Origin of the sequence: Paraburkholderia sp. (assembly GCF_034668105.1) — a bacterium.
In the GTDB taxonomy this organism is placed as follows: Bacteria; Pseudomonadota; Gammaproteobacteria; order Burkholderiales; family Burkholderiaceae; genus Paraburkholderia.
Window position 1 is genome coordinate 1 of sequence record NZ_JAXDPY010000713.1, and the last position, 11,506, is coordinate 11,506.

The window sequence follows — 11,506 nt, forward strand, 5'->3', positions numbered from 1 at the left end:
GCGCCTACGTCATTCCGGCGCTTTGCCGCTTTCCGGCCAGCGGTTTTCGAACACGCAATCGGCGAGCGGCATGCGGCTCGCCCAGCGCTCGGTCTCCAGCATCGGCTCGCTGTAGAACTGATCGACATGGCCGAGACACAGAATCGCCACCGGCCGTGCGCCCTCGGGCATATGCAGTAGCGTGCGAACCGCCTCGACGTCGAATAGCGACACCCAGCCCATTCCCAAACCCTCCGCGCGCGCGGCCAGCCACATGTTCTGGATCGCGCATGCCACTGAAGCCAGATCCATCTCCGGCAAAGTGCGGCGCCCGAAGATGTGCCGCTCGCGGCCGTCCATCAGCGCCATGACCAGCAGTTCGCCGCATTCCAGCATGCCTTCCACTTTCAGCTTCATGAATTCTTCGCGACGTTTGCCGAGTGCGTCGGCGGTCGCGAGGCGTTCGCTTTCGACGCTCGCGTGCAAGGCCGTGCGCACAGCCGGGTCAGTGATGCGCGCGATGCGCCATGGCTGCATGAAGCCGACGCTCGGTGCGTGATGCGCGGCGTCGAGCAGGCGTTGCAATACGGCGGGATCGACCGGCTCGCGCACGAAATGGCGCATGTCGCGCCGTTCGTAAATCGCGCGGTAGACGGCTTCGCGCTCGGAATCGTTAAAAGGCTTCGCCATGGAACAGGGCGGCCGTGAAGGCCGGGTTGGAGGGCCAATAAGCATGCATATACGTTGCCACGATCGAGCCGGCGCGGAATACGGCCTCGCCGGGGGCATCGCCATGCGGCCGGGTGGCTGAACGCAGCGGCGTGAGCGGCGTCGTCAGCTTCGAATAATGGAAGGTGTGACCAGTCATCGGACCGTGCAGACTGTCGATCTGTTGCATGCCGAGCGAGGTAAAGCGCGGTTGCATCGTCGCATGGCCGGGCAACAGGCCGAGCATCGGCGTGGTGGTGCCGTGCGTGTCGGTGAGCTGGTCGAGCAGGTAGAGCATGCCGCCGCATTCGGCAACGAGCGGTTTGCCCGCTGCGGCGTGCGCGCGGATTGCTGCCGCACTGCGCGTGCTGGTTGCCAGCGCCGCCGCGTGCAGTTCGGGGTAGCCGCCCGGGAGATACAGTGCGTCGGCGTGCTCCGGCAGTGCCTCATCGGCGAGCGGTGAGAAATAGTCGACGTGCGCGCCGAGCGTCTCTAACAACGTGACGTTGGCCGGATAGATGAACGAGAACGCGGCATCGCGCGCAATGGCGATCCGCTTGCCCTCCAGAAGTCGCGGCAGCGCTTCGGGCATGGGTGCGCCGAATTCGACCGGCGGCGGCAATTCAGCCAGCGCGGTTTGCGCGAGCGCATCGGCGGCGCGCTCGAGGCGGGTGTCCAGATCGTCGATCTCGTCGGCCTGATGCAAGCCTAGATGGCGATCGGGCAATTCGATCTCGTCGGTGCCGGTGAGGTAGCCGCACCAGCGCAGGTCCGGCGGCAACGCTTCTTCGAGCATTTGCGCGTGCCTTGACGAGCCCACGCGATTGGCGAGCACGCCGTAAAACGGCACTTGCGGCCTGAATCGCGCGAGGCCGAAGGCGACCGCGCCGAAGGTCTGCGCCATCGCTTTCGCCGAAATCACCGCGAGGACCGGCACGCCGAACGTGGTGGCCAGGTCGGCGCTGCTCGGCGTGCCGTCGAACAGACCCATCACACCTTCGATCAGGATCAGGTCCGCTTCGGCCGCCGCTTGCGCGAGCAGGTTCCGGCACGCCGGCTCGCCCACCATCCACAGATCGAGCGACAGGACCGGCGCGCCGCTGGCACGCGCCAGAATCATCGGGTCGAGAAAGTCGGGGCCGGTCTTGAATACGCGCACGCGTCGCCCCAGTCGCCGGTGATAGCGCGCGAGACCCGCGGTGATCGTGGTCTTGCCCTGACCCGACGCCGGCGCGCTGATGAACAGGGCAGGGCACGTGCCGACGGAAGTGCCCTTGGCGGACGCTCCGAAGGCAGTTCCCTGGGGGGACTGCCCGGAGGACGTACGCTCGGGGGACGTGGACATCGCTCAGAACTCCACGCCGCGCTGCGCTTTCACGCCTTGCTCGCGATACGGGTGTTTGACGATGCGCATTTCGGTGACGAGGTCGGCGGCTTCGATCAGCGCGTCCGGCGCGTGGCGGCCGGTCACCACCACGTGCAGCATCTGCGCTCGCGCATTCAGGACCGACAGCACTTCGTCGAGCGGCAGGTATTCGTACTTCAACACCGTGTTCAGCTCGTCGAGAATCACCATCTGATAGTCGCCGCTTTCGATCATGCGACGCGCCTCGTTCCAGCCTTTGCGTGCGGTGGCGATGTCGGCGTCGCGATTCTGCGTGTTCCAGGTGTAGCCGTCGCCCATCGTGACGAAGTCGCAATTGGCGATCGCGCCGAGGAAGTCGCGCTCCGAGGTATGCAGCGCGCCCTTGATGAATTGCACGACGCCGAGGCGCATGCCGTGCCCCAGCACGCGCACGGCCATGCCGAACGCGGCCGTGGTCTTGCCCTTGCCGGTGCCGGTGTTGACGATCAGCAGACCTTTTTCGACGGTGGCGCTGGCCTGCTTTTTCTCGTGGCCTTCGCGCCGGCGCTCGGTCATGCGGTGATGCGATTCGGGATCGGTCTTCATGGAAGGTCCTGTGCGTGAGTGTCGGTGTTGGTCTGTTCGCGGGCGGGGCGGGCGGTGGTTGATGCTATCGCCACGGTGACGCCGTTGTGGATGGTTTTGCGCGTGAGGAGGCGCGCCTGGACGGTATTGGGCGCAATCGGTGCGACTGGGGCAGTCGATGCGACCGATGCATGCGGCGCGCCAGGCGTGCCGGCTGTTGTACTGGACGCGTCGGCTGCATCAAACCCGGCCGCTGCGGCGAGCAACGCGCACGGCTCGCAGACGCCGTCTACGTTGAGATGCTCGCGTGCGGCCGCCGACGGATTGTCCAGGGATATCGCCGCAATCTGCTCGCGGCTGAACAATTTCAGCGGCAACGCATGACGTGCGCAGAATTCGAGCAAACCGGCTTCGTCAGCTTTGATGTCGACGGAAGCGATGGTGCTGATTTCGTCGAACGCATGCGAGCCGAGGGCGGCACGCACAGCCGCTTCGATCTGTTCAGCGGAACTGTGCAAGCGACAACCGATGCCGACGGTGAGCGTTTTCATTGCGCGTCCGCAGGGTCAGAAGCGTTCGCCAAAGCCAGCGACGCCACCCCACCAATCACCACAATTGCCGGCGACCCCAGCCCGGCGCGCGATACCGCATCCGCGAACTCGCCGAGCCGTGCGAGCACGTGTCGTTGCTCGGGACGCGTGGCCGACTCGATCGCCGCACACGCGGTATCGGCGCTCATGCCGGCCGCGAGCAACGCGCCGGCGATCTCGGTCAGCCGCCGCATACCCATGTAAATCACCAGCGTCATCCGGGTGGCGGCGAGTGCGGCCCAGTCCGGCTCGCCGCTGCCGGCGCCATGCCCGGTGACGAACACCACGCCTTGCGCGTGATCGCGATGCGTGACCGGAATCCCGATCGCCGCGGGCGCCGCAATCCCGGCGGTGATGCCGTTGATCACGTCCACTTCGATACCCGCCGCCTGCAACGCCTGCTGTTCCTCGCCGCCACGGCCGAACACGAACGGGTCGCCGCCTTTCAAACGCGCGACGCTGCGCCCGGCCTGCAAGTGCTCGAGCATCTGCGCGACGATATCGGCCTGCGGCGTCGACGGATGGCCGCCACGTTTGCCGACATACACCACCAGCGCGTCGGCGCGCGCGAATTGCAGCACGTCGGGATTCACCAGATCGTCGACCAGGATCACATCGGCTTGCGCGAGAGCACGGGTTGCCTTGAGCGTCATCAGTTCGACGTCGCCGGGCCCCGCGCCGATCAGCCAGGCGCGGCTCATCGCCGCGTGCATGGCGCACGCCATGTCGTGACAAGCGGGAACGGTCGAGGCTCGATGAGGCCGCAAGCGGCGGAAATTGAAGTCATGCGGTGCTACGGATTACGCGCGACGAAAAACGCCACTCGCCGCGTTTCCCTCAGGAAACGCCGACGGCCGCGCCACATCGTGCTTCTGCGCCTTCACGTCCGTCCCTCGCGGATTCCGGCGGCCGGCAGCGTGAGATTCACTGCCTCCGCGTCTGGCCGGTATCCGGGCTGACGGCCTCATGCGTTTTGCCTTCCCGTCCGGATTCGTCAGACAGTGGCATCAAAAACGCATGCGCGATGCGAAAGCACCGCAGGTCGCTTACCGTTGCGGGGACAGCACAGGTTGAGCGCAACAAGCGCGGCCTGTTTCCCGTTTAACTGCACATGCGAACGCATGTGCGGGCACCAAACGCGCGCATACGATAGCACACGGCAGGCCGTGCCGGCACTGCGGAAAGGCCCTGCCGGCGCCCGCGTTTCCTTGACTGCACGGAGCTGCGCGCCTAAACTCGCACGCACTTTGGTGCTCGCATGCGCGCTCACGCGCATGCAGTTAAACGGGAAACAGGGTGCCCACCTGCAACGGACCGGGTCAACCTGTGCTGCCCCCGCAACGGTAAGCGAAAAGCGGTTCCAGGTTGTTTGCCTGGCGCCGCGGAGCCGGCTTCAATGTCCACGCGCAAGGCCGCGTCGGCATATGACCACTGGGCGAGAAACCACTCGCCCGGGAAGGGGAAGCGGCGCTTTCGCCAGCCCGGATACCGGCCAGACTACGAGGAACGTCCACCGCGGGGATGCGGTGGCGCGTTCATGACCTCTGCAGACAAAACGCGTAGACGCGCCGGCGTGCACGTGCAACTCCTACGGATAGACCTCACGATGCAAACTCAAATGCGCAAGATCCCCGTTACGATCGTCACGGGCTTTCTCGGCAGCGGCAAGACCACGCTGCTGCGGCACATTCTTCAGCATGCGGGCGGCAAGCGCATCGCGGTGATCGTCAACGAGTTCGGCGAACTCGGCATCGACGGGGAAATCCTCAAGGGTTGCGGGATCGGTTGCGATGAAAACGGCGTCGAGACCGAAGGCCAATTGTATGAACTCGCGAATGGCTGCCTGTGCTGCACCGTGCAGGAAGAGTTTTTCCCGGTAATGGAAAAGCTGGTGGAGCGCCGCGAGCAGATCGATCACGTGCTGATAGAAACCTCCGGTCTCGCGTTGCCGAAGCCACTCGTTCAAGCGTTCAACTGGCCGCAGATCAAAAACAGCTTTACCGTCGACGCCGTCGTCACCGTGGTTGACGGGCCGGCTGCGGCGAGCGGCCAGTTCGCCGACAATCCGCTAGCGGTGGATGCGCAACGCAAGGCCGATCCGAATCTCGATCACGAATCGCCGCTGCACGAACTGTTCGAAGATCAATTGTCCGCGGCTGATCTGGTGATTCTGAACAAAACCGATCTGCTCGACGAATCGCATCAAGCCGCGGTCGAAGCGATCATCCGCGAAGAAATTCCACCGCAAGTGAAGATCGTGCGCGCACAGATGGGCCAGCTCGATCTGCATACGTTGCTGGGCCTCGAAGCGGCCTCGGAAGAAACAATCCACCTGCGCCACGATCATCATGGTTCAGCGGATGACGCCGATCATCACCATGACGAATTCGATTCGGTGGTCGTCCACGCGAATGTTTCGTCGCGTGAGGCGGTGATCGCGGCGTTGCAGGGTCTCGTCGAAAGCAACACGATTTACCGCGTGAAAGGATTCGCGGCATTGCCGGGTGCGGCAATGCGTCTGGTGATCCAGGGCGTGGGCCGTCGTTTCGACAGTTACTTCGACCGGCGCTGGCAGGCCGGAGAAACGGGCGAAGGCCAGCAAAGCCGCTTCGTGCTGATTGGCGAAGACCTCGACCAGGTCGCGCTGCAGCAGGCGTTCGACACCGCCTTGGGCGCCATGGCAAGCACCCAGCCGCAACAGGCGTAAGCGCTCATGCATCTGCTGCGCACCACGCCGGGCGGTTTTGTCGACGATACGCAAGGCGTGATCCGTATCGATCAACAGCCCGCCGAGATCGTGGTGCTCAGTTCCGCCGATACCACGCTGTCGTTGCTCGCCAGCGTGGTGCCTCGTCTGGGCGAGGGCTTTCCGAGCATAAGGCTCGCGAACGTCACGTATTTGCGCCAGCCGGCTTCAGTCGATTTCTATGTCGAAGACGTGCTGCGGCATGCGCGTGTCGTGGTGGTCGATCATCTCGGCGGCGAGGCGTATTGGCCGTACGGCATCGAACAGGTGGTCGCGCTTGCCGAACGTAACCGGCAGACACTCGCGATGTTCTCCGGCGATTTGCAGGAAGATCCGAATCTGCTCGCGCGCAGCACCGCCGACGCTGAACTGTGTCATCAGCTATGGCGCTATCTGCGTGAGGGCGGCCCGCAGAATGCCGAGGCGTTCCTGCGGTTTATCGCCTACCGCTCGTTTGGCTGGGGGCGCGAACCTGCGCCGCCGCGCGCGTTACCTGCCGCGACGCTCTACCATCCCGAACGCGATACGCCGACGATCTCCGACTGGCAGGCGCGCTGGCGTGAGGACGCGCCCGTTGCTGCGATTCTGTTCTACAAGGCGCATCTGCAAGCGGCCAATACCGCAGTGTTCGACGCGCTGATCGAGGCGCTCGAAGCACAAGGCCTGAATCCGTTGCCAATCGCGATTACTTCGCTGAAAGATGCGCTGAGCCGCGACGTCGTCGAGCAGTTGTGCGCGCAACATGAGGTCGCGCTGGTTTTGAATACGACCGCATTCGCCGCCTCGGCCATCGACGATCCCGAGCCGCTTGCGCTCGCCGGCGACGCGCCCGTGCTGCAGGTGATCCTGAGCGGCGGCAATCGCGAGGATTGGGTCAAAGACAATCAAGGCCTCAATTCGCGCGATATCGCCATGCATATCGCGCTGCCGGAAGTGGACGGCCGCATCATCACGCGGGCGATCAGCTTCAAGGGGCTCGCCTATCGTTGTCCGCACACCGAAGTCGATGTGGTCCGCTATCAACCGGACCTCGAACGGGTCGGCTTTGTGGCCGAACTGAGCCGCCGCTGGTGCCGTCTGCGTACACTCGATAACGCGGACAAGAAGCTCGCGCTGATTCTCGCCAACTATCCGATGAGCGAAGGGCGGATCGGCAATGGAGTGGGGCTCGATACGCCGGCTTCGGTCGTCGGCATTCTGTCGAGATTGCGCAATGAGGGATATCGCCTGGCAGCGTTGCCCGAGGACGGCGACGCACTGCTGAAGAAGCTGACCGAAGGCGTGACCAACGATCCGGTCGTGCGTGATTTACGGCCCGCGTTGCAAAGCCTCTCGCTCGACGACTATCTGGTGTACTTCAATGCATTGCCCGCTGAAGCGCGCCATGCGCTGAACGCACGCTGGGGTTCGCCGGACCAGGATCCCACGTTGCGGCGCGGCCGTTTCATGATTGCGGGCTGGCGCTGCGGGCAGGTCTTCGTTGGGATTCAGCCGTCGCGTTCGCGGCAGCAGGGCGATTATGCGAGCTATCACGATGCCGAACTCGTGCCGCCGCACGCGTATCTGGCTTTCTACTTCTGGCTGCGTCATCAGTTCTGTATCGACGCGATCGTGCATGTGGGCAAGCATGGCAATCTTGAGTGGTTGCCGGGCAAGAGCGTCGCGTTGAGCGATGTGTGTTGGCCCGATCTGATTCTCGGGCCGATGCCGCATCTGTATCCGTTCATCGTTAACGATCCGGGCGAGGGTAGTCAGGCGAAGCGTCGCACGCAGGCCGTCATCATCGATCATCTGATGCCGCCGCTCACGCGCGCCGAGAGCTATGGGCCATTGCAGGACCTCGAACGCCTGGTCGACGAATACTATGAAGCGCTGATGGTCGATCCGCGCCGTTCGAAGCTGTTGAGGCGCACGATTCTCGCGACCATCGTCGAGCATAAGCTGCATGAAGAATTGAGTCTTGCGCAACCGGCTGGTCAGGACGACGAGGACGTGCTGCTGACGCGCGTCGATGCATGGCTGTGCGAGCTGAAGGAAGCGCAGATTCGCGATGGTTTGCACACGTTCGGGCAATCGCCTGAGGGTGTGCAGCGGCGCGATACGTTGCTTGCGCTGGGTCGTTTTCCGGTTGGCGATGGGCAGGGCGGCAAGGCCGGTTTGATCGATGCATTGGCGCGCGATCTGCGGATGGATCATCTGTTCGATCCGCTGTCGGTGGATTGGGCGGCTGCTTGGGACGGTCCTCGTCCGGAGGTATTGCAGCGTGTGAGCGATGCGCCCTGGCGGCACTGTGGCGATGTGCGCGAGCGTCTGGAGCTATTGGCGGCTGCGATGTTGCGCGGGGTATGCGGCGATGAATCGCACAGCGCAGCGCTTCCTCCGGCCGGAGCCTTGCCGCAGGCCGAACGTGTTATGGAACGCCTGCGCGATGATGTGCTGCCGCGGCTCGACGCCTGCGGTCCGCAGGAAATGTTGCATCTGAAGCGCGGTCTCGAAGGGCGTTTCGTGCCGCCGGGGCCGAGCGGTTCGCCGTCGCGTGGACGTCCCGACGTGCTGCCCACCGGCCGCAACTTCTATTCGGTCGACACGCGCGCGGTGCCGACTCAAGCGGCGTGGTCGCTCGGTTTGAAATCCGCGCAGCAGTTGATCGAACGGCATTTGCAGGAGAAAGGCGACTACCCGCGAGCCATCGGTCTCTCGGTATGGGGCACGGCGACCATGCGCACGGGCGGCGACGACATCGCCCAGGCACTCGCCTTACTCGGCGTGCGGCCGAAGTGGGCGCCGGGCAGTCACCGCGTGACCGACTTCGAGATCATGCCGATCGAGGCATTCGACCGGCCACGTATCGACGTCACCTTGCGCGTGTCCGGCTTTTTCCGCGATGCCTTCGCCAACGTGATGCATCTGTTCGATGCCGCCGTGCAGGCCGTGGCCGAACTCGACGAGCCTGAAGATCTGAACCCGATCCGCGCGCGCGTGCTGCGTGAACGCGACGCGCTGATCGCACGCGGCATGGACGCCACCGAGGCGCGCAAGCGCGCTGGCTGGCGCGTATTCAGCGCGCGGCCCGGCGCTTATGGCGCGGGTCTGCAGGACATGATCGACTCGCGGCAATGGGACACCGACGCCGATCTCGCGAACGCCTATCAGGCGTGGGGCGGTTATGCCTACACGCAGAAAAGCGCCGGCGAAGAAGCGCGCCACGCATTCGGCACGCGTCTCGCCGCGCTGGATGTGGTGCTGCAGAATCAGGACAACCGCGAGCACGACCTGCTCGATTCGAACGATTACTATCAGTTCCAAGGCGGGATGGTCGCGGCGGTGCGGCATCTGGCGGGACATCAGCCGCAGGTCTATCACGCGGACCACAGTAATCCGGCGGCACCGCGCGTGCGCACGTTGCATGAAGAAATCGCACGTGTGATCCGGTCTCGTGTGGTCAATCCGAAATGGATCGATGGCGTGAAGCGTCACGGCTATAAAGGCGCCGCTGAAATCGCCGCGACGGTCGACTATCTGTATGGCTACGACGCGACCGCGCGCGTGATCGCCGATCATCAGTACGCGCTTGTCACCGACGCCTATCTGAACGACACCGATACGCGTGAGTTCTTGCAGCGGCACAACCCCCACGCGATGCATTCGATCTGCGAGCGTCTGCTCGAGGCGATGCAGCGCGGTTTGTGGCAAACGCCTGGCGATTATCGCGCGCAGGTCGAACAGCATCTGCTCGCGAGTGAACAGCAGATCGAAGGAAGGCAAACATGAACGCAGCGACTCAAACTCAGCGACCGGATTTTCCCTTTGCCGCGCTGATCGGACAAACGCCTTTGCAGCAGGCGCTGTTGCTGGCCGCGATCGATCCGGGTCTGGGTGGCGTGCTGGTGAGTGGGCCGCGCGGTACCGCGAAATCGACCGCGGCGCGCGCGCTCGCCGAGTTGTTGCCCGAAGGGCAATTGGTCAATTTGCCGCTCGGCGCGAGCGAAGACCGCTTGATCGGCACGCTCGATATCGAAACCGTGTTGCGCGATGGCGCCGTGCGTTTTTCGCCTGGCTTGCTCGCGAAAGCGCATCGCGGCGTGCTGTATGTCGATGAAGTGAATCTGCTTCCCGATGCGCTCGTCGATGCGTTGCTCGATGCGGCTGCCAGTGGCGTGAATACGGTCGAGCGCGACGGGGTCTCGCATAGTCACGACGCGAGCTTCGTGCTGATCGGCACGATGAATCCGGAAGAGGGCGAATTGCGGCCGCAACTGATCGACCGCTTTGGTTTGATGGTCGAGTTGCAGAACTGTTTCGAGCCGCGGGTGCGTCAGCAGATCGTCAAGGCACGTCTGGCGTTCGATCTCGATCCGCAGGGTTTTCGTGCGGGATATGCGCAGCAACAGGAAACGTATGTCCAGCGGATCCGTGCTGCGCGTGAAGCGCTACCGCAACTCGACTTCGACGATGCCGTGCATGCGCATGTCAGTGCCCTGTGCATCGATGCGGCGGTCGATGGGTTGCGCGCCGATCTCGTGATGTTGCGTGCGGCGCGCGCATTGGCGGCGCTGGAGCAGGCGGATGTGGTTACGACCGGGCACGTCGAGCGAGTCGCTGAGGCGGCGCTGATGCATCGGCGCCACGATCGCGAGACGCGTGCGGAGAGTGACGCACGTGAGCGCGAAGCGCCGCGGCAGACATCTGACCATGCGGATGCAAGTGCTTCGCAATCTTCCCAGGATGCAGCGCCCGGCGCCGCTGCCGGCGATAGCGACTGGGGTTATTTGCCACCTCAGCCCGCGGGCGTCGCGCAGGTCAAAGGCGTCATTGCGCTCAACGCAAAAAAACGCTGAGCCATCGGAAGGGTGCCGCCGCTGACTTGTGCAGCGGTTTTCGATGGCGGCAAGGTGCCGGCTCAGGTTCGCGCAGCCGTTTGCAAGGCGCACATGGCAGGCGCATTGCATGGCTGCCGACGCTCGCCGCGATGCGTCATGACACGCTGCGCGCCGAGCATCTGCGCTTCATGCGCGAGGCGCCGCAAGGCGGGGTACTGCATTGCTTCGTGCTCGATTGTTCCGGGTCCATGCTGGGCGGGCAGCGTCTCGCACTTGCCAAGGGTTTGCTGATTGCGCTGTTCGATCGCGCAAGCGCCGCGCGTGCCGAGGCGGCGCTGGTGTGTTTTGGCGGCGCCGGCGCCGATCTGCGTTTCGGTCCCGCCGTGCCGCGCTGGTGGAACGAGCGGTGGCTCAGGCCGGTGGGTGGCGGCGGTGGGACGCCGCTAGCGTCCGGCGTGCGTCATGCCGCGCGGGTGCTGGAGCGCAGCGCCCGGCGCAAGCCCGCGCAGCAGCGCTGGCTGTGGATCCTGACCGACGGCCGCAGTGGCGATCAGCCGGTGCGGCCGCTCCTCGCGGACGAGGTGGTATTTGTCGACTTCGAGTGGGAGACGGTGCGGCTGGGCCGCTGCAGGACGCTGGCCGATGCATGGGGCGCGGCGCTTTTGACGCCGGAAGAACTGATCGCCTGAGCGGTACGCGCACCATGCGGGGCGTTGTCGTGCGCTTATTTTCC

The 11,506-nt window shown here is 64.4% G+C and carries 9 protein-coding genes and 2 riboswitches; of the genes, 4 read left to right on the forward strand and 5 right to left on the reverse strand.

Going from position 1 to position 11,506, the window contains the following annotated elements:
* Nucleotides 1-9 precede the first annotated feature (9 nt).
* From bluB to cobA, 5 genes are read right to left on the reverse strand one after another with little or no spacing between them, the layout of a single operon-like run.
* Entirely contained in the window at nt 10-669 is a 660-nt protein-coding gene (gene bluB / locus QOC89_RS31405) for a 5,6-dimethylbenzimidazole synthase (RefSeq protein WP_323048603.1), read from the reverse strand.
* The gene (locus QOC89_RS31410; RefSeq protein ID WP_323048604.1) at nt 653-2,032 is read right to left on the reverse strand and encodes a cobyrinate a,c-diamide synthase; all 1,380 of its coding nucleotides are present in this window, start codon (nt 2,030-2,032) and stop codon (nt 653-655) included. Before QOC89_RS31410 ends, bluB begins: the two co-directional genes overlap by 17 nt.
* Before the next feature lie 3 nt (nt 2,033-2,035).
* Nucleotides 2,036-2,638 carry a cob(I)yrinic acid a,c-diamide adenosyltransferase gene (gene cobO / locus QOC89_RS31415; RefSeq protein WP_323048605.1) on the reverse strand — a complete coding sequence of 201 codons (603 nt, stop codon included), beginning with the start codon at nt 2,636-2,638 and terminating at the stop codon, nt 2,036-2,038.
* Nucleotides 2,635-3,168, reverse strand: coding sequence for a cobalamin biosynthesis protein (locus tag QOC89_RS31420; protein ID WP_323048606.1), 534 nt, complete (start codon nt 3,166-3,168; stop codon nt 2,635-2,637). Before QOC89_RS31420 ends, cobO begins: the two co-directional genes overlap by 4 nt.
* A complete protein-coding gene (gene cobA, locus QOC89_RS31425) occupies nt 3,165-3,908 on the reverse strand; it encodes a uroporphyrinogen-III C-methyltransferase (RefSeq protein ID WP_323048611.1) in 744 nt (247 codons plus the stop codon). The genes QOC89_RS31420 and cobA overlap by 4 nt, the downstream gene beginning before the upstream one ends.
* Before the next feature lie 222 nt (nt 3,909-4,130).
* Nucleotides 4,131-4,359: riboswitch (cobalamin riboswitch) on the reverse strand.
* A 79-nt stretch (nt 4,360-4,438) separates the two neighbouring features.
* Nucleotides 4,439-4,719: riboswitch (cobalamin riboswitch) on the forward strand.
* A 94-nt stretch (nt 4,720-4,813) separates the two neighbouring features.
* Here cobA and cobW point away from each other — a divergent pair.
* From cobW to QOC89_RS31445, 4 genes are all read left to right on the forward strand, one after another.
* Nucleotides 4,814-5,914, forward strand: a complete 1,101-nt coding sequence (gene cobW, locus QOC89_RS31430) for a cobalamin biosynthesis protein CobW (protein WP_323048607.1) — start codon at nt 4,814-4,816, stop codon at nt 5,912-5,914.
* 6 nt (nt 5,915-5,920) lie between these two features.
* A complete protein-coding gene (cobN, locus tag QOC89_RS31435) occupies nt 5,921-9,724 on the forward strand; it encodes a cobaltochelatase subunit CobN (protein ID WP_323048608.1) in 3,804 nt (1,267 codons plus the stop codon).
* The gene (locus tag QOC89_RS31440) at nt 9,721-10,791 is read left to right on the forward strand and encodes an ATP-binding protein (protein WP_323048609.1); all 1,071 of its coding nucleotides are present in this window, start codon (nt 9,721-9,723) and stop codon (nt 10,789-10,791) included. The genes cobN and QOC89_RS31440 overlap by 4 nt, the downstream gene beginning before the upstream one ends.
* Nucleotides 10,792-10,871: 80 nt before the next feature.
* Nucleotides 10,872-11,462, forward strand: a complete 591-nt coding sequence (locus tag QOC89_RS31445) for a vWA domain-containing protein (protein ID WP_323048610.1) — start codon at nt 10,872-10,874, stop codon at nt 11,460-11,462.
* Nucleotides 11,463-11,506 lie beyond the last annotated feature (44 nt).